At 59.0% G+C, this 18341-nt stretch carries 14 protein-coding genes; 9 read left to right on the top strand and 5 right to left on the bottom strand.

Annotated elements, in window-relative coordinates; genetic code table 11:
• Positions 1 to 35: 35 nt before the first annotated feature.
• From LOY43_RS16310 to pepN, 6 genes are read left to right on the top strand one after another with little or no spacing between them, the layout of a single operon-like run.
• Positions 36 to 926: an NAD(+) kinase gene (locus LOY43_RS16310; protein ID WP_003224174.1), complete on the top strand. Its 891-nt coding sequence runs from the start codon at positions 36 to 38 to the stop codon at positions 924 to 926.
• Positions 926 to 1897, top strand: a complete 972-nt coding sequence (locus LOY43_RS16305) for a metallophosphoesterase (RefSeq protein ID WP_093430727.1) — start codon at positions 926 to 928, stop codon at positions 1895 to 1897. Before LOY43_RS16310 ends, LOY43_RS16305 begins: the two co-directional genes overlap by 1 nt.
• Positions 1894 to 2763: a rhomboid family intramembrane serine protease gene (locus tag LOY43_RS16300; RefSeq protein WP_095047900.1), complete on the top strand. Its 870-nt coding sequence runs from the start codon at positions 1894 to 1896 to the stop codon at positions 2761 to 2763. Before LOY43_RS16305 ends, LOY43_RS16300 begins: the two co-directional genes overlap by 4 nt.
• A gap of 32 nt (positions 2764 to 2795) precedes the next feature.
• Entirely contained in the window at positions 2796 to 3056 is a 261-nt protein-coding gene (locus LOY43_RS16295; RefSeq protein ID WP_007919229.1) for a YeaC family protein, read from the top strand.
• On the top strand, positions 3053 to 3883 hold the full coding sequence (locus tag LOY43_RS16290) for a DUF2797 domain-containing protein (protein WP_093430729.1): 831 nt from the start codon (positions 3053 to 3055) through the stop codon (positions 3881 to 3883). The genes LOY43_RS16295 and LOY43_RS16290 overlap by 4 nt, the downstream gene beginning before the upstream one ends.
• Before the next feature lie 10 nt (positions 3884 to 3893).
• The gene (gene pepN, locus LOY43_RS16285) at positions 3894 to 6551 is read left to right on the top strand and encodes an aminopeptidase N (RefSeq protein WP_258708388.1); all 2658 of its coding nucleotides are present in this window, start codon (positions 3894 to 3896) and stop codon (positions 6549 to 6551) included.
• 394 nt (positions 6552 to 6945) lie between these two features.
• Here the strand turns inward: pepN and katG are convergent, their stop codons facing one another.
• Positions 6946 to 9216: a catalase/peroxidase HPI gene (gene katG / locus LOY43_RS16280; protein WP_258708387.1), complete on the bottom strand. Its 2271-nt coding sequence runs from the start codon at positions 9214 to 9216 to the stop codon at positions 6946 to 6948.
• Between the two features lie 334 nt (positions 9217 to 9550).
• On the opposite strand from katG, the gene LOY43_RS16275 reads away from it, so the two are divergent.
• Positions 9551 to 11587 (top strand): TonB-dependent receptor, encoded by a 2037-nt coding sequence (locus LOY43_RS16275; RefSeq protein WP_258708386.1) that lies wholly within the window; start codon positions 9551 to 9553, stop codon positions 11585 to 11587.
• A gap of 108 nt (positions 11588 to 11695) precedes the next feature.
• Here the strand turns inward: LOY43_RS16275 and LOY43_RS16270 are convergent, their stop codons facing one another.
• On the bottom strand, positions 11696 to 13906 hold the full coding sequence (locus LOY43_RS16270) for an LTA synthase family protein (protein WP_095047895.1): 2211 nt from the start codon (positions 13904 to 13906) through the stop codon (positions 11696 to 11698).
• 419 nt (positions 13907 to 14325) lie between these two features.
• On the opposite strand from LOY43_RS16270, the gene LOY43_RS16265 reads away from it, so the two are divergent.
• A complete protein-coding gene (locus tag LOY43_RS16265; RefSeq protein ID WP_258708385.1) occupies positions 14326 to 15342 on the top strand; it encodes an ABC transporter substrate-binding protein in 1017 nt (338 codons plus the stop codon).
• A 33-nt stretch (positions 15343 to 15375) separates the two neighbouring features.
• On the opposite strand, the gene LOY43_RS16260 is transcribed toward LOY43_RS16265, so the two are convergent.
• From LOY43_RS16260 to LOY43_RS16250, 3 genes are all read right to left on the bottom strand, one after another.
• Positions 15376 to 16959: an alkaline phosphatase D family protein gene (locus tag LOY43_RS16260; protein ID WP_258708384.1), complete on the bottom strand. Its 1584-nt coding sequence runs from the start codon at positions 16957 to 16959 to the stop codon at positions 15376 to 15378.
• A 61-nt stretch (positions 16960 to 17020) separates the two neighbouring features.
• Positions 17021 to 17218 carry a helix-turn-helix transcriptional regulator gene (locus LOY43_RS16255; RefSeq protein WP_093430734.1) on the bottom strand — a complete coding sequence of 66 codons (198 nt, stop codon included), beginning with the start codon at positions 17216 to 17218 and terminating at the stop codon, positions 17021 to 17023.
• Positions 17215 to 17589 (bottom strand): hypothetical protein, encoded by a 375-nt coding sequence (locus tag LOY43_RS16250; protein ID WP_095047892.1) that lies wholly within the window; start codon positions 17587 to 17589, stop codon positions 17215 to 17217. The genes LOY43_RS16255 and LOY43_RS16250 overlap by 4 nt, the downstream gene beginning before the upstream one ends.
• 267 nt (positions 17590 to 17856) lie before the next feature.
• Between LOY43_RS16250 and LOY43_RS16245 the strand changes: the two genes are divergently transcribed.
• Positions 17857 to 18318: a hypothetical protein gene (locus LOY43_RS16245; protein ID WP_258708383.1), complete on the top strand. Its 462-nt coding sequence runs from the start codon at positions 17857 to 17859 to the stop codon at positions 18316 to 18318.
• Positions 18319 to 18341: the final 23 nt, after the last annotated feature.

Raw genomic sequence — 18341 nt, 5'->3', positions numbered from 1 at the left:
TGCTTTTCGCGTTTTCGATTGTCCGCAGAGGTCCCATGGAGCAATTTCGTAATATCGGCATCATCGGTCGCCTGGGCAGTTCCCAGGTGCTGGATACCGTCCGCCGACTGAAACGGTTTCTGCTCGATCGTCACCTGCATGTGATCCTCGAAGACACCATCGCCGAAGTCCTGCCGGGCCACGGTTTGCAAACCTCGTCGCGCAAAATGCTCGGCGAAGTCTGCGACATGGTCATCGTCGTCGGCGGTGACGGCAGCCTGCTCGGCGCCGCACGAGCGCTGGCCAAACACAATATTCCGGTGCTGGGGATCAACCGTGGCAGCCTCGGTTTCCTCACCGACATTCGCCCGGACGAGCTGGAAGTCGAAGTCGCCAAGGTGCTCGACGGCCACTATCTGGTGGAAAACCGCTTCCTGCTGCAAGCCGAAGTGCGCCGCCACGCCGAGGCCATTGGTCAGGGCGATGCGCTCAACGACGTGGTGCTGCACCCCGGCAAATCGACCCGGATGATCGAGTTCGAGCTGTACATCGACGGTCAGTTCGTCTGCAGCCAGAAGGCCGACGGCCTGATCGTCGCGACGCCGACCGGTTCCACCGCGTATGCGCTGTCTGCCGGCGGGCCGATCATGCATCCCAAGCTCGATGCCATTGTGATTGTGCCGATGTACCCCCATATGCTGTCGAGCAGGCCAATTGTGGTCGATGGCAACAGTGAGCTGAAAATCGTCGTGTCGAAAAACATGCAGATTTACCCGCAAGTCTCCTGCGATGGGCAGAACCACTTCACTTGCGCGCCGGGCGACACCATCACCGTCAGCAAGAAAGCACAGAAGCTGCGGCTGATTCATCCGCTCGACCACAACTACTACGAAGTCTGCCGCACCAAGCTCGGCTGGGGCAGCAAGTTGGGTGGTGGAGGCGACTGATGCTCGATCCCGCGCGCAGTTATGACCTGATTGGTGACGTGCACGGATGCGCCCTGACCCTTGAACACTTGCTGGACCGTCTCGGTTATCACAAGCAGGGCGGGGTCTGGCGGCATCCATCGCGCATGGCCGTGTTCGTCGGCGACATCATCGACCGTGGCCCGCGCATCCGCGAGGCGCTGCACATCGTCCACGACATGGTAGAGGCCGGTCAGGCCTTGTGCATCATGGGCAACCACGAATTCAACGCATTGGGCTGGAGCACGCCGGCGCCGCCAGGCAGCGGCAAGCAGTTCGTTCGCGAACACACGCCGCGCCACGCGCGTCTGCTGCACGAAACCCTGACCCAGTTCGAAGACCATCCCGGTGACTGGCACGATTTCCAACGCTGGTTCTATGAGTTGCCGCTGTTTGTCGACGCCGGCCGCTTCCGCGTCGTGCATGCCTGTTGGGATGCCGGCCTGATCGAGCCGTTGCGCGCGCTGTTCCCCAATGGCTGCATCGATGAACACTTCCTCCAGGCCTCGGCCGTGCCGGACAGCTTCGCCTGCACCGTGTTCGACCGTCTGTTGCGCGGCACCGACATGCGCCTGCCGGATGGTCTGACCATGACCAGCGGCGATGGTCTGGTGCGGTCGTTCTTCCGCACCAAGTTCTGGGAAGACGATCCGAAGACTTACGGCGATATCGTTTTCCAGCCTGATGCACTGCCAGATCCGGTGGCGCAGAAGCCGCTGACGTCCAGCGAAAAAAACAACCTGCTGCGCTACGGCGTCGACGAGCCACTGCTGTTCGTCGGCCATTACTGGCGCAGTGGCAAACCAGCACCGATCCGCCCGAACCTCGCGTGCCTGGATTACAGCGCGGTGCTTTACGGCAAACTGGTCGCCTATCGTCTGGATCAGGAAACACGTCTGGATCCGCATAAATTTGTCTGGGTCGATGTCGAGCGGCCGGAGGTGCTGCAATGAGTGCGGTAGCGGTATTGCGTCTGCCGTTGGCGGTGGACTTGAGTGGTTTCGTCAAACTGCTGCAACGCATGCAGGTCCCGCATCGGGTCAGCGAAGAGGCCGGCGAACAAGTGCTGTGGGCACCGGCGGAAATCAGCGAAGACGTGCGCTCCTTGTACGAGCGCTTTCCGGCGGGTGATCCCGACCAGCAAATGGACATTCCCGTCGCGCCAACCTTCAAGCGGCCGAGCTTCGCCGAGCAACTGAAATACGCCAAGGCCACCGGGTTCATCCTGTTGTTGTGCCTGATCGTTGGCGGGCTGACGTACCTCGGCGAAAACCTGCAAACGCTGCGCTGGTTGACCTTTCTCGATTTTCAAGTTGTGGGCGAGTACATCCATTTCACGCCATTGGCCGACAGCCTGGCGGCAGGGCAGTGGTGGCGTCTGGTCACGCCGATGCTGATCCACTTCGGCATCCTCCATCTGGCCATGAACGGCATGTGGTACTGGGAGCTGGGGCGGCGTATCGAGTCGCGCCAGGGCAGTATCAACCTGATCGGCCTGACGCTGCTGTTCAGCCTGGTTTCCAACTACGCGCAGTTTGTCTGGAGCGGCGCGACGTTGTTCGGCGGTCTGTCCGGCGTGCTTTACGGCTTGCTTGGGCATTGCTGGATCTTCCAACTGCTGGCGCCGAACCCAGCCTATCGCCTGCCGCGTGGCGTGCTGGTGATGATGCTGGTGTGGTTGCTGGTGTGCATGTCCGGGCTGATCTCGATGATCGGTTTCGGCGAAATCGCCAACGCCGCCCACGTCGGCGGGTTACTCATCGGATGCTTCACCGGTTTGTTGGGCGGTTTGTATAACCGCCGTAAACTGGCCGCCTAAAATTTCAGTAGATAAAGAGCACGGAGACCCTGATGTCCTCTTTTAACGACATGATCAACAACATCACCCCGGACATCTACGAGAGCCTGAAACTGGCCGTGGAAATCGGCAAGTGGTCCGACGGTGGCAAACTCACCGCCGAACAGCGCGAGCTGTCGCTGCAGGCGATGATCGCCTGGGAAATCCAGAACCTGCCTGAAGACCAGCGCACCGGTTACATGGGCCCGCAGGAATGTGCATCGAAGTCGATCGAAGTGCCGAACATTCTGTTCAAATCGGATGCCATCCATTGATCGAGATTGGCCGCGGTGCAATCAGCAAAATGTCGGCGCGCCTGGACGGGCCGAACGTGCAATACGCGTTTCGTCTGGATGACGTCGAGGTCCCGGTCAATCCGTTGATTGGCAGTACGGTGCGTCTGGAATACCTGGGGGCGATCCACTGCACCCATTGCGGGCGCAAGACCAAAACCAGTTTCAGTCAGGGTTACTGCTACCCGTGCATGACCAAACTGGCGCAGTGCGACCTGTGCATCATGAGCCCGGAGCGCTGCCACTATGACGCCGGCACCTGCCGCGAGCCGGAGTGGGGCGAGAAATTCTGCATGACCGACCACGTGGTTTACCTGTCCAATTCGTCGGGGATCAAGGTTGGCATCACTCGTGCTACGCAACTGCCGACTCGCTGGATCGATCAGGGCGCATGTCAGGCATTGCCGATCATGCGCGTCTCGACACGGCAGCAATCGGGCTTCGTTGAAGACCTGTTCCGCAGTCAGGTCGCGGATAAAACCAACTGGCGCGCGCTGCTCAAGGGCGATGCGGCGGCGGTCGATCTGGCGCAGGTACGTGACCAGTTATTCGAAAGCTGCGCCGAAGGCCTGCAAGGTTTGCAGGAGCGATTCGGCCTACAGGCTATTCAGACGATTGCCGATGTAGAACCGCTGGAAATCCGCTATCCGGTCGAGCAATACCCGGCCAAAATCGTCAGCTTCAACCTGGACAAGAACCCGATTGCCGAAGGCACGCTGCTGGGGATCAAGGGCCAGTACCTGATCTTCGACACCGGCGTGATCAACATTCGCAAGTACACGGCTTATCAGCTCGCCGTGCATCAATAAGGACGCCAGCATGCGCACCGAACAACCGAAGATGATTTACCTGAAGGACTATCAGGCGCCCGAGTACCTGATCGACGAAACACACCTGACCTTCGAGTTGTTCGAGGATCACAGCCTGGTGCACGCGCAGTTGGTCATGCGCCGCAACCCGGCGCGTGGCCCGGGCCTGCCGCCGCTGGTGCTCGATGGCCAGCAGTTGGAGCTGCTCTCGGTAACGCTGGCGGATCAGGAACTGTCTGACGGCCAATACCAGCTCACGGAAAACCACCTGACCCTGCAACCGGCCAGCGAAACTTTCACGGTCGACACCAGCGTGAAGATCCATCCGGAAACCAACACCGCGCTGGAAGGCCTGTACAAGTCCGGCACGATGTTCTGCACTCAGTGCGAGGCCGAAGGTTTCCGCAAGATCACTTATTACCTCGACCGCCCGGACGTGATGAGCAAGTTCACCACCACCGTGGTCGCGGAACAGCACAGCTATCCGGTGCTGCTCTCCAACGGCAACCCGATTGCCTCGGGCCCGGGCGAAGACGGCCGGCACTGGGCAACCTGGGAAGACCCGTTCATGAAACCGGCGTACCTGTTTGCGCTGGTGGCCGGTGATTTGTGGTGCGTTGAAGACAGCTTCACCACCATGACCAACCGCGATGTTGCACTGCGCATTTACGTCGAGCCGGAAAACATCGACAAGTGCCAGCACGCGATGAACAGCCTGAAGAAGTCGATGCGCTGGGACGAAGAGGTTTACGGTCGCGAGTACGATCTGGACATCTTCATGATCGTCGCCGTCAACGACTTCAACATGGGCGCAATGGAGAACAAAGGCCTCAACATCTTCAACTCCAGCGCCGTACTGGCCCGCGCCGAAACCGCGACCGACGCCGCACACCAGCGCGTTGAAGCAATCGTCGCCCACGAGTATTTCCACAACTGGTCGGGCAACCGCGTGACCTGCCGCGACTGGTTCCAGCTGTCGCTGAAAGAAGGCTTCACCGTATTCCGTGATTCCGGCTTCTCTGCCGACATGAACTCGGCCACGGTCAAGCGCATTCAGGACGTGGCTTATCTGCGCACCCACCAGTTCGCCGAAGATGCCGGCCCGATGGCTCACGCTGTGCGCCCGGACAGCTTTATCGAAATCTCCAACTTCTACACCCTGACCGTATACGAGAAGGGTTCGGAAGTGGTTGGCATGATCCACACCTTGCTCGGCGCCGAAGGCTTCCGTAAGGGCAGCGATCTGTACTTCGAACGCCATGACGGCCAAGCGGTAACCTGCGACGACTTCATCAAAGCGATGGAAGACGCCAACGGTGTCGACCTGAGCCAGTTCAAACGCTGGTACAGCCAGGCCGGCACGCCGCGTCTGGCAGTGAGCGAGTCGTACGACGCCGCCGCGAAAAGCTACAGCCTGACCTTCCGCCAGAGCTGCCCGGAAACCCCGGACAAAGTTGAAAAACTGCCGTTCGTGATTCCGGTCGAACTCGGCCTGCTCGACAGCCAAGGTAACGAGATTGCTTTGCGTCTGAGCGGCGAGGCATCGGCGCAAGGCACCACCCGCGTGATCTCGGTCACCGAAGCCGAGCAGACTTTCACCTTCGTTGATATCGCTGAACAGCCGCTGCCATCGCTGCTGCGCGGCTTCTCCGCGCCGGTGAAACTGAGCTTCCCGTACAACCGCGATCAACTGATGTTCCTGATGCAGCACGACAGCGACGGCTTCAACCGCTGGGATGCCGGTCAGCAACTGTCGGTGCAAGTCCTGCAGGAATTGATTGGCCAGCAACAGAAAGGCGAAAGCCTGAAACTCGATCCGCGTCTGGTGTCGGCGCTGCGTACGGTGCTGTCGGATGAGTCGCTCGATCAGGCCATGGTCGCCGAAATGCTCTCGTTGCCGGGTGAGGCGTACCTCACTGAAATCAGCGAAGTGGCGGATGTCGATGCCATTCATATCGCCCGTGAGTTCGCGCGTCAGCAACTGGCGGAAGGTTTGTTCGAAGCTCTGTGGCTGCGTTATCAAGCCAATCGTGATCTGTCGAAAAAGACCCCGTATGTGGCCGAGGCCGAGCACTTTGCTCGTCGCGCGCTGCAGAACATTGCATTGTCGTACTTGATGCTCAGCGGTAAGCCGGAAGTATTGGCGGCGGCGCTGGAGCAATTCGAAGCGGCCGACAACATGACCGAACGCCTGACTGCGCTGGCCGTGTTGGTCAACTCGCCATTTGAAGAGCAGAAAGCCTTGGCGCTGGCGAGTTTCGCCGAGCACTTCAAGGACAACCCGCTGGTGATGGATCAGTGGTTCAGCGTGCAGGCCGGCAGCACCTTGCCGGGCGGTCTGGAACGGGTGAAAGCGTTGATGCAACACCCGGCGTTCAACATCAAGAACCCGAACAAGGTGCGTGCACTGGTCGGCGCGTTTGCCGGGCAGAACCTGATCAACTTCCACGCGGCCGATGGCTCAGGTTTTCGCTTTCTCGCGGATCTGGTGATCGAGTTGAACGGCTTCAACCCGCAGATCGCTTCGCGCCAACTGGCGCCGCTGACGCGCTGGCGCAAATATGACGATGCGCGTCAGGCCTTGATGAAGGGCGAGCTGGAGCGGATTCGGGCGTCGGGTCAGTTGTCGAGTGATGTGTATGAGGTGGTGAGCAAGAGCCTGGCTTGATGGTGTGTTGGCGTCGGTGTTCCAGCGTTGGACCGGCCCTCACCCTAACCCTCTCCCAGAGGGAGAGGGGACTGACCGGGTTGGATGGTCGACTGACACCGACCTGAAGGTCCGGAGTCGAACTCAGACTTTGAACGGCCCCGATCTGCTCCCTTTCCCTCTTTCATAGTGGGAGAGGGGACTGACCGAGGTGGATGTACGAGTTTCACATCTGAAAGTCCGGAGCCGAACTCAGGACTTGAAAAGCACGAAGATCTGCTCCCTTTCCCCCTCGCCCCCCTGGGGGGAGAGGGCTGGGGTGAGGGGGCAGGATTCACGCATCACCACAAAACCCAAGCCGTACACACAAAAAAACGCCGCATTGAAACAATGCGGCGTTTTTATTTTCCGAAAATTACTTCAAATCAAACCGATCCAGATTCGTCACCTTCGTCCAGGCCGCAACGAAGTCTTTGACGAACTGCTCCTTGGCATCCGAACTGGCATACACCTCAGCCAATGCCCGCAGTTGCGCATTCGAGCCGAATACCAGATCAACCCGCGTCGCCGTCCACTTCACGCTGCCGGTTTTACGGTCACGCCCCTCGAACTCATCCGCATCCCTCGAAGTCGGCTTCCACTCCACCCCCATGTCCAGCAGGTTGGAGAAGAAGTCATTGGTCAGTGCTTCCGTCTGCGAAGTGAACACACCATGCCGGGTTTGCCCGACGTTGGTGTTCAACACCCGCAGACCACCCAGCAGCACAGTCATCTCCGGTGCGGTCAGTGTCAGCAATTGCGCCTTGTCGATCAGCAACGCCTCGGCCGAAACGGTGTATTTGCCTTTGCTGTAGTTGCGGAAGCCATCGGCAATCGGTTCAAGGAAACCGAAGGAATCAACGTCGGTTTGCTCTTGCGAGGCGTCCGTACGTCCCGGTGTGAACGGCACCGTGACCGAGTGGCCAGCGTTTTTCGCTGCTTGCTCGACCCCGGCATTCCCGGCCAATACGATCAGGTCTGCCAGCGAGACTTTCTTGCCAGCAGCGCCGCTGTTGAAGTCGTTCTGAATGCCCTCAAGGGTTTGCAGCACTTTGGCCAGTTGCTCAGGCTGATTGGCCTGCCAGAATTTTTGCGGTGCCAGACGCAGGCGACCACCGTTGGCGCCGCCGCGCTTGTCGGAGCCACGGAACGTCGAGGCAGCGGCCCATGCGGTCGAGACCAGTTGCGACACCGAAAGGCCTGACGCGAGGATTTTGCCTTTCAGCGCAGCCGCGTCGCTGTCGTCGATCAGCGGATGAGTGACAGCGGGGATCGGATCCTGCCACAACAGTTCTTCATTCGGCAGTTCCGGGCCGAGGTAGCGAGACAGCGGGCCCATGTCGCGGTGGATCAGTTTGTACCAAGCGCGGGCGAAGGCATCGGCCAACTGATCCGGGTTGGCGAGGAAGCGCCGCGAGATCTGCTCGTAAGCCGGGTCGAAACGCAGCGCCAGGTCGGAGGTGAGCATGGTCGGCGAAAGCTTTTTGCTCGGATCATGGGCGTGGGGAACGGTACCGGCACCGGCGCCGTTCTTCGGAATCCACTGATGCGCACCGGCCGGGCTTTTGCTCAGCTCCCACTCGAAGCCGAACAGGTTTTCCAGGTAGTTGTTGCTCCACTTCGTCGGTGTGGTGGTCCAGGTCACTTCCAGACCGCTGGTAATGGTGTCGCCACCCTTGCCGGTACCGAACGCGTTGCGCCAACCGAGGCCTTGTTCTTCGAGGCCGGCCGCTTCCGGCTCAGGCCCGACGTTATCGGCTGGGCCGGCGCCGTGGGTTTTACCAAAGGCGTGACCGCCAGCGATCAACGCGACGGTTTCTTCATCGTTCATGGCCATGCGGCCGAAGGTTTCGCGAATGTCGTGGGCTGAAGCGACGGGGTCTGGATTGCCTTCCGGACCTTCGGGGTTCACGTAGATCAGGCCCATTTGCACGGCGGCGAGCGGGTTTTCCAGATTGCGTTCGCCCTGATCGGTGCGGCTCTCTTCTTTGCCATGCAAATCCGGCTCGGCGACCAACGTACCGTCACCGGGTTCCTGCATGGCGGACTTGTCCTTGCCGTAACGGCTGTCGCCGCCCAGCCATTCGTGTTCCGAACCCCAGTAGACGTCTTCGTCCGGCTCCCACACATCGGGGCGGCCACCGGAGAAACCGAAGGTTTTGAAACCCATGGATTCCAGCGCGACGTTCCCAGTGAGAACGATCAGGTCAGCCCAGGAAATATTGCGGCCATATTTCTGCTTGATCGGCCACAGAAGGCGGCGGGCCTTGTCGAGGCTGACGTTGTCCGGCCAGCTGTTCAGTGGTGCAAAGCGTTGTTGCCCGGAGCCGGCGCCACCACGGCCATCGGCGGTGCGATAAGTGCCAGCGCTGTGCCAGGCCATGCGGATGAAGAGGGGGCCGTAGTGGCCAAAGTCGGCTGGCCACCAGTCCTGAGAGTCGGTCATCAGCGCATTGAGATCTTGTTTCAGGGCTTGAAAGTCGAGGCTTTTGAAAGCTTTGGCGTAGTCGAAGTCCTTGCCCAACGGATCGGACTTTGGCGAATGCTGACTGAGGATTTTCAGGTTGAGTTGATTCGGCCACCAGTCACGGTTCGTCGTGCCACCACCGGCGGCGTGGTTGAACGGGCATTTCGATTCGTTTGCCATGTTCGGGTCCTTATCAGGTCTGCTACGGCCGGCTCGTGCCGACTTCGGACTAGTAAGGCTAGACCCGACTGGGGAAGTCAGCTAATAGGCCGACTATTGGGTGCTGATAGGCAAAGTCTTTCAGCGTTTTTCGGAGCGCTTCACGGATCAGCCGATAGCGGCTACCTGCTGGAAACATGCGTTGTTGAGCCTCTGCAAAAAACAAAAAGTGAAAATCGGGATGACAGGAAGAAATGTTATTGTATAACATAAAATTCGTTTCATTCTGTTTCTACCAGCGTTAAAGAAAAACGCTGGCAGCGATCCTCACTTTTCAGCGCATGGAAATTCTGCAATGCCTGCCCGTTCTAAACCCCTGCAACGACGCCTCAATCCGTTGGCCGCCGCGCTGTTTTTTGCATCCCCGGTGTTCGCCGCTGACACCCTCGAACTGCAACCGCAAGTCATCACCGGCAATCCGCTCGGCAGCCAGACACTCGCTTCGCCATCGACCGTGCTCAGCGGCGACGACCTCACGTTTCAACAGAAGGGTAGCCTCGGTGAAACCCTGAGCAAGCAGCCCGGGGTGTCTTCGTCGTACTTCGGCCCGGGCGCGAGCCGGCCGATCATTCGCGGCCAGGACGGTGACCGCATCCGTATTCTGCGCAACGGTGTCGGCGCGCTGGATGCCTCGTCGCTGTCTTACGATCACGCGGTGCCGCTGGACCCGGTCAACGTCGAACGCGTTGAAATCGTCCGTGGTCCGGCAGCGCTGCTGTACGGCGGCAGTGCCATTGGCGGGGTGGTCAACACTTTTGATAACCGCATTCCGACCGAGGCTATCGACGGAATCCATGGCGCCGGTGAGTTGCGCTACGGCGGTGCCGACACCACGCGTAGCAGCGCCGGCAAACTCGAGGCCGGTAACGGTCAATTCGCCCTGCATCTGGACGCCAGTGCCCGCGAGTTTAATGATCTGAAAATCCCCGGTTACGCGAAAACCGCTCGCGAACGCGCAAACGACGACGGCGACTCGAAAAAGCATCGCCTGGCCAACAGCGATGGTCGGCAGGACGGCGGCGCGGTCGGCGGCTCTTACACTTGGGATGACGGATACGCCGGCCTGTCCTACAGCAACTACGACTCCAACTACGGTTCGCCCGCTGAACAAGACGTGCGCATCCGCATGCAACAGGAGCACTACGCGTTCGCCTCGGAGATCCGCAATCTCGATGGGCCGTTCAGTTCGATCAAGCTGGATGCGGGTTACACCGATTACGAGCATCGCGAAATCGAAGGTGGCGAGGTCGGCACGACGTTCAAGAACAAAGGTTACGAGGCGCGTGTCGAGGCGCGGCACCAGCCGTTGGGGCCGTTCAACGGCGTAATCGGTGCGCAGGTCAGCCGCAACGAGTTCTCGGCACTCGGCGAAGAAGCGTTTGTACCGCAGACCGATACCGATGCCGCTGCGCTGTTCATTCTTGAAGAGTTGCAAGCCACCGACCGGCTGCTGTTCACCCTCGGCGGACGCCTTGAGCACACCACGGTCGACCCGGACGCCAAGGGTAACGAGCGCTTTGCCAACGCCGATCGATCCAGCAGTTTCACCGCTGGCAGTCTGTCGTCCGGTGCGGTGTACACGCTGACGCCGATCTGGTCGGTGGCCGCGACGCTGGGCTACACCGAGCGCGCCCCGACGTTCTATGAGCTTTACGCCAACGGTGCCCACGTCGCGACCGGCACTTATGAAGTCGGCGATGCCGGGCTGTCGAAAGAAAAAGCCGTGTCCAGTGACCTTGCGCTGCGCTTCGACAATGGTACGCACAAGGGCAGTGTCGGTGTGTTTTACAGCCACTTCTCCAACTACATCGGCTTGCTCGGCACGGGCCGAACGCTGAATGACGAGGGCGAAGAGGACGCCGACGGTATTCCCGAATACACCTATTCCGGTGTGCGCGCGCGCTTCAGCGGCTTTGAAGCGCAGGATCACTGGAAGCTCGGCGAGAGCGCATACGGCAAGTTTGCGCTGGAGTTGTCCGGCGATTACACCCGCGCGAAGAACCTCGATACCGGCGAAGACTTGCCACGCATCGCGCCGCTGCGGTTGAGCACCGGGCTGCTGTGGGAACTGGACAAGTGGCAGGCGCGCATTGATGTTGAACACGCCAGTTCACAGCATCGCGTGCCGGACAATGAAAGCAGCACTGACGGCTACACCACGCTGGGCGCCAATGTCGGGTATCACTTCGATGTCGGTCAGAGCCAATGGCTGGCCTTCGTCAATGCCGAGAACCTGACCAATCAAACCGTGCGTTACGCCAGTTCGATTCTGCGCGACATTGCGCCGGCAGAAGGGCGCAGCATTCAGGTCGGGTTGCGCACAACGTTCTGATAATCACTGATTCCCACTGGAGCTGCCGCAGGCTGCGATCTTTTGATCTCTATTTAAAAGATCGTCCGATCGCGGCCCGAGCCTGCGGCAGCTCCTACACGGGCGTGATCAGGTGGATTGAGCCGTGTCGTCCTCCGGCACGTCGTCAAGGATGTCCTCTTGCCCCGGCAACTCGGTAATCACACTGAAATCCGTCACCTCAACCGCGCCCAAGCCATACCCCAGCAAATGGAAAGAAAACGCTTTGCGCTCTTGCGGGTTGTCGAAGCTGAAGTTCATTTCCAGTGGCTGCTCGGCGGTTGCCACCATCTCCTGCGGCAGACCGATCTGCACGTCCTGTTCAAACTCTTTGGCCTTGAGCTGAATGTACGCCGCTTGTTGCGGATCGACTGAGCGCACGGTCAGGCGCACGCGGGTGTGCGAGCCTTTGGGCATTTCCAGGTACTGCGCGCCGATCAGGTTGTCGGCCCAGTCATCCTTGATTTGCGCTTGCAGCGGGATGACGTTGGTGCTGCCGAACTGATAGCGATGATTGAGCGGCGTGCGCAGCAGCGACAGGTCGAGAGCATTGGCGCGAGCGGCGATCTGCCGGGCCGGATGACCGCTGTAGTTGCCTTTGTACGTGGCGCTCTCGGCGATGAAACCGGCGCTTTCGTAGTAGCGGCAGCGGCGCGGCATGTCGCACTCGGAAAAAATCCCCTGACCGTTGTGATAGCGCAGCTTGCCGTTGGTGAACGACATGATTTCGCGGCCGCTGTCGTAGTCGCGAAACAGCGAGCGGCCACTCAGCGCGGAAGGCACCGGCAAGTCGAAGTAGTCGAGTATGGAAGTGCTCAGATCGACGTGGCCATACACGCCTTTGTTGAGCCTTGGCAGTTGTTCATGCTCCGGCGCCAGAGTCAGGTTGAAGCCCCATGAAGAGGCCAGGCGCACGCCGTCAATGCCATGGGATTCGTCCGAGGTGATCACCACCAGCGTATCTTTCAGGACGCCCTGGCGCTCGAGGCCGCTGAGGAATTGCTCCAGCGCATCGTCGAGATAACCGACGGCGGCCTGTTTCGGCGTTTCGTAGCGCTCCAGGTATTCCTCGGGCGCGGAGTAGGGCTGATGGGTGCCGACGGTCAGCAGCGTCAGCATCCACGGCTGTTTCTGCTTTTTCAGTTGGCCGACATAATCCAGCGCGCCTTCAAAAAACGCCTTGTCATCCTTGCCCCACGGGAATTCCAGATAATTGCTGTTGCTGAACCATTCCAGACCGTGCGTCGCATCGAAACCAATGTGCGGCATGATCTTGTCTTTGGCCATGAAGCGCAGCCCCGCGCCCTGTAGATAGTGCGTGCTGAAGCCGTGTTCGCGCAGCTGCGCCGGCAGGCAGGCCTGATTGCGCTCGTTGAGGGTGAGCATTTCCACGCCTTTGGGCGTGCCGTTGTTGAGTTTGTCGTAATCGCCGCAGAGCATCGCGTACAGACCGCGAATGGTCTGGTGCGTATGCAGCACGTAGTCCGGGGTGTTCATGCCGCGCTCGGCCCAGCGGCTGAGGTTGGGCATCAGGTCTTCCTGATAATGGCTGCCGATCGCCTCGCGGTTGGCGCGGATGTAAGCCCCGGGAATGCCTTCCAGCGCGATGATCAGCACGTTGCGTGCTTGTCCCGGCGCGGCCAGCAGTTTCTGCCCGTTGAGGTCGACGTCGGTGAGACCGGCCATCGCCGGCGCGGGTTCTTCGACATCACCGTCCAGCCATTCCTCGGCCTGGATCTGCAGATCGGCGACCTCGCTGGCCAGCAATTGGTGCGGCAGGTTGTACTGACGCCACGGATCCGCTTCGTTTGGCCACAGGTTCTGCGCGCCCCAGTGGGCGGCGAACAACACCAACGGTGCGCTCCAGGCAGCGCGGGGCAGGGGCGGACGTGGCAGGTCGCGGTTGGCAAACCGGGTCAGCAGCCAGAACAGCAGGGCCAATAGCAAAGTGATGCCCAGTGCAGGATGGGCCAGGCCGCCACCACTGGAGTTTTCCACGAACTGCGGATCGATCAGGTAATGAATGTCCGAAGGCGTCGGCAGCCGACCAACCGCGCTGACCAGTTCAGCAGTCGCTACAGCCAGCAATCCCCAGAACAGCAACACCGGCAAGGCCAGCCACCACGCCCGGCGATGCAGCAACACCACCAACAGGCTGCCGATGGCCAGATCCGACAAATAGCCCAGCGGTGCCGACCAACCCAGCGCCGCACGCAGGCACAGCGGCACCACGAGCACCAGGACAATCAGGGAAAAGAGGCGGGCATGCGGCTGCCGCAACCGGTTAAAAAGAGCGCTCACAAAAAAGACCTTCCAGCCATTAAATCGTCATAAAAGTGTGCGCGATGATACCAAGGGTGGACTGTCTGATCGCCCTTTTAAACCCTCAACTGATGTGCTGGTGCGGTGGCCCCTGAAGGTGATGAAGTGTCTGCAGGCCTGACCGGCCTTCGCGTGGCACAGCAATCGACGATATTGAGGCTGGTGGATTTATTGTTTCAGACTGTTTAACCCGTCGAGCCGCCACCGGATTCCAATGTAGGCGCTGCGGCACGCTGCGATCTTTTGATCTTGTTATCGAAACCCGGCATCACAAGATTGCAGCCTCCGTTCGCTCGACAACCCGTGCTATCGATATGCGATAAAGATATTTAATTTCTATTTTTTATAGCGATAAAGTCAGGCCTTTCAGCACACCACCCCCATGCTGCGAGGTTGTCATGGCCACACCGTTCAAACGTTCTGCACTGACTCTGTTGGCCGCCTCCCTGGCCGCGAGTGCGTTGTTCAGCACCGGCGCCCAGGCCGAAGGCAAGATCAGCATCGCCCAGCAATTCGGCATCGGTTACCTGATTCTCGATGTAGTGCGCGACCAGAATCTCATCGAAAAACACGGCAAGGAGCAGGGCCTCGACATCAAGGTCGACTGGAACAGCATCTCCGGGGCCACCGCGATGAACGAAGCATTACTTACCGGATCCCTCGACGTGGTGTCCGCCGGTGTGCCGCCGATGCTCACCGTGTGGGATCGCACCAAAGGCAAACAGAACGTCAAAGCCATCGCCGCGCTGGGTTCGATGCCCAACTATTTGCTGACCAACAACCCGAACATCAAAACGCTCAAGGACTTCACCGACAAGGACCGGATTGCCGTGCCGGCTGCCGGCGTGGGCTTCCAGTCACGCACCTTGCAGATCGAAACCGCCAAGGAATTCGGTGACGGGCAGTACAAGAAATTCGACGATATTTCAGTCAGCCTGCCGCACCCCGATGCGACCGCCGCGCTGATCGCCGGCGGCTCCGAGATCAACTCGCATTTCTCCAGCCCGCCGTTCCAGTACCAGGCTTTGCAGAATCCCAACGTGCACAAAGTGCTGAGCTCCTATGACGTGCTCGGCGGTCAGGCAACGTTCAACGTGCTCTACACCACAGAAAAATTCCACGACGAAAACCCGAAAACCTACAAGGCGTTCTACGACGCTTTGGCCGAAGCCGAGAAAATCATCAAGGCTGACAAGCCGGCGGTGGCTCAGGCGTACATTCGTGTCGAACAGTCGAAGTTGCCGCTGGCCCTGGTTGAGCAAATCGTCAAAGACCCGGAAATCGACTTCACGGTGGTGCCGCAGCGCACCTTTATCTATGCCGAGAAGTTGCAGGAACTGGGTGTGCTGAAGAACAAGGCCGACAGCTGGAAGGATTACTTCTTTGAAGAGGCGCATGGTGGGGCCGGTAGCTGAAGAACCCGGCCCGGTGCAGGGGATTTCCGGAACTCAACCGGCAGGCTCGATCAGTCGCGTAATGGGGTGATCGTGCCCCTCGACGTGCCATTTCACCCACAACCGATTGCGCCCGTCGGAACTTTTGTCTGGCTCGATGGACAGCCAGTTACGACTGGCAATCAGGCAATTTCCGTCGTACCCAATGGCTTGCATCTCGGCAGTAAGGTCGGTGTCGATCTTTTCCCGGGTAGCGGTGATCGTTTCCAGGCTTCTGATCGTCAGCACAGGCAGAGGAGGATGGACGATGCCGGTTGAAATCAGCTGATGGATGACTTCTGCACCATTGTCGATATGCCGGGGATTGGCCGAACGAATGACGCTGGCGGCCGCTACATGCACATCCCCGGAGACAATGGTGACTTTGCATTTCGCCAACTTGGCGAAATCGAGCAATCCATTGATCAGTTGCTTGCGCTCGTTTTTGTGCGGCTGATGGCGCCAGTGGTCGCGGAAATCATCCTCCGGTCCGATCTCTCCCGGAATCCATCCGATCAGGGCCTCAAGCAGCGCAAGGTTGACGAACGATACCGGAACGCTGGAGATGAACAGCAGGTGTGAAGGTTTGCTGACCGTCAGGCTTTTGATCCAGGCAAACATCTGCGAGATGCTTTTTTGCGACATGATTTGCGTGGGCTGTTTGAGCTGGCCGTTTCTGCCTTTGATGTCGGGCGCACGTTCAGACCTGAGGTCGGGAACGACAATGGCGAGGCCACCGAGGCCTTCAAAAGCGAAGGTATGCCCTTGACGAGTAATCGCTCCCGGGCGGCTCTCGGTTTCGTCAACCTGTAATTGGTAGAGACGAAAATAATAACTGGCAATGCGGAACAGCCCCTGGTGTACGGGACTTTCATGCAGGGCCTGGGGATAGGATCCCCAACCGTCAATGATGTCGTGATCGTCCCACATCATCAGGGTCGGAACGCAACTGAGCATTTTCAGTATCTGTGGTCTGGCCCAGTATCGCGGGTAAACACTGGCGAAAAACTCGTCTGCCTGAACTTCCATTTCTTCAGTCCACAGAGTGTCATCACGATTCCAGGAGAACTGTTTGTACCATTCATTCAAGGGGCCTTGAGTCTGTAACAGTTCATCGCTGTAAATCTGATCGCCTCCCATGACCAACAGATGGTACTCGGCTTGCTTGTGGGTCTGCGCGAGATGACTCCAGCGTTCGGCATAGCGATCTGCCAGCGAATTCAGGTATTTGACGTCCGACACACCGTTGCACGAGGTGTAAGCGATGCGGGGAGCCTGATCCAGAGGCGGGACGTGAAATGAGCCCGATACGTCTCCCAAGTCATAGTCGATCTTCAACTGCGTTTTACTTTGCTGGATCTGCATGTCCAGTCGCCAGACGGCCATGCGCGGTTTGATCAAAGGAATCCGGGCAATCCGTTTGATCGTCGGATTGTGTGCCTGCGCGACCTGCGTAGTGGGTGCCGGTGCGTTGAGGTCTTGCACCAGCAGGGCAGATACACAGTATTTCTGATTCTGAATACCGCGAAAGCTCAAAACCGGGCCAAAGGGACTCATGTTGTCGTCCTCGCTGACAATAGAAAAACGGATGCCACGCAATGCCGTGGTGTCTCCGAGCGTAGTCCGTTTTTGCAAGTAGCGAGGACGCGAGGGGAGCGTTTCAGTTCATGCCATCATCAAAAATGCTTTCGATTGATAACTCGAACGCCCGAGCAATCTGAAAGGCCAGTGGCAGACTCGGGTCGTAGCGTTCGTTTTCTATAGCGTTAATCGTCTGACGCGACACGCTCAGGCGTTCAGCCAGATCGACCTGCGACCATTTGCGCTCGGCGCGCAATTCCTTGAGACGGTTTTTCATTGGTAGCGGCGTCGCGCAATTTGCAGGCCGACAATCCACATCAGCCCCATCACCGGCCATACACACGTCCACGGAATATGCGGGGCGCCGACGTTTTCCAGGAAACCGTAGCTGAAGGTCAACAGTGCCGAGGCGGCGAAGGCAAACCCCAACGCTTCAAACTGGATGCGCAGATGCATTTCGTCCATGCGCCGCATATTGCGCACGATGGCCCAGCACATCAGTCCCGCCGGAATGACTGGCGTCACTGCGACGGCCGAGCGCATCACGATGGGGGCGTCCATCAGGTATTGCGAGGCAATCAATGATGCTGTCAGCACCAGAATGTAGATGATTAATGCTGCGCCCAATTCGAGGTAGTACCGGTTCATTCTTCACTTCCTATGTAAAAGACCCTTTACATGGTCGCCGAAGATTTATTCGATGTAAAGCACGCTTTCCATCCAGCCGTTAACCTCGAACAGACTCATGCCGGAGGATTTCGCGTAGGTCTGCAGCTTAGGGGCACGTTTTCTGGACAGCGTAATAGCCACTCAGTAGCATTCGACTCCAACGGATTATCCCATCGCACGTCGTCCGACGTGGAACGCTCAAGGAATCGGCATGCGCGACACCCCACTGACCAAAAACGAACGGTCGTGACCCAGGTCAACGGCGAGATTCACTATGAAACCCAGATCAGTTTCAGCTCCATGTCGCTCGTCGATGGCGACATTCGGGTGCATCGTGCTGAAGGTAATCAGCTAAACATTCCGGTGGCCGGGGCGGACTTCGCTTGGCGCATTGATCTGGATGGGGTGCACAGAGTACCGGTGACGCAGGCAGTGGTTGAACCGGCTGAACCGGTGCCTGCCGATGACAGCTTGAAGTTATTCACCTCGAAAACCGTGTGGATCACCCTCGGGCTGTGGTTCTTCGTCAGTTCGGTGTTCGGTTGGCTGGGGATTGTGGCGGCAGGCGGATATCTCGGTTATCAGTGGCGTGAGGTGGAAAAGCGCAAGGAACAGTTGGCCAAGGCGCCCGTAGATAAGGCCGTGCCCCGTTCCGGCTCGGGGATGTCACGGGAAAGCGTGCGCAAGGCGTTGGCCCGCAAGCGTTAATACTGCGCAGATCAAATACAAAA

It is taken from the genome of Pseudomonas sp. B21-041 (genome assembly GCF_024748675.1).
Taxonomy (GTDB): Bacteria; Pseudomonadota; Gammaproteobacteria; order Pseudomonadales; family Pseudomonadaceae; genus Aquipseudomonas; species Aquipseudomonas neuropathica.
Note: the sequence above shows the minus strand (reverse complement) of the source record. Positions and strands in the feature narration are given on the sequence as shown.

What these genes read in the sequence shown, in the direction of transcription:
- pepN (WP_258708388.1), top strand. Translation starts at nt 3,894, where the DNA reads ATGCGCACCGAACAACCGAAGATGATTTACCTGAAGGACTATCAGGCG.
- LOY43_RS16265 (WP_258708385.1), top strand. Translation starts at nt 14,326, where the DNA reads ATGGCCACACCGTTCAAACGTTCTGCACTGACTCTGTTGGCCGCCTCC.
- katG (WP_258708387.1), bottom strand. Translation starts at nt 9,216, where the DNA reads ATGGCAAACGAATCGAAATGCCCGTTCAACCACGCCGCCGGTGGTGGC.
- LOY43_RS16255 (WP_093430734.1), bottom strand. Translation starts at nt 17,218, where the DNA reads ATGAAAAACCGTCTCAAGGAATTGCGCGCCGAGCGCAAATGGTCGCAG.
- LOY43_RS16295 (WP_007919229.1), top strand. Translation starts at nt 2,796, where the DNA reads ATGTCCTCTTTTAACGACATGATCAACAACATCACCCCGGACATCTAC.
- LOY43_RS16250 (WP_095047892.1), bottom strand. Translation starts at nt 17,589, where the DNA reads ATGAACCGGTACTACCTCGAATTGGGCGCAGCATTAATCATCTACATT.
- LOY43_RS16275 (WP_258708386.1), top strand. Translation starts at nt 9,551, where the DNA reads ATGCCTGCCCGTTCTAAACCCCTGCAACGACGCCTCAATCCGTTGGCC.
- LOY43_RS16305 (WP_093430727.1), top strand. Translation starts at nt 926, where the DNA reads ATGCTCGATCCCGCGCGCAGTTATGACCTGATTGGTGACGTGCACGGA.
- LOY43_RS16310 (WP_003224174.1), top strand. Translation starts at nt 36, where the DNA reads ATGGAGCAATTTCGTAATATCGGCATCATCGGTCGCCTGGGCAGTTCC.
- LOY43_RS16300 (WP_095047900.1), top strand. Translation starts at nt 1,894, where the DNA reads ATGAGTGCGGTAGCGGTATTGCGTCTGCCGTTGGCGGTGGACTTGAGT.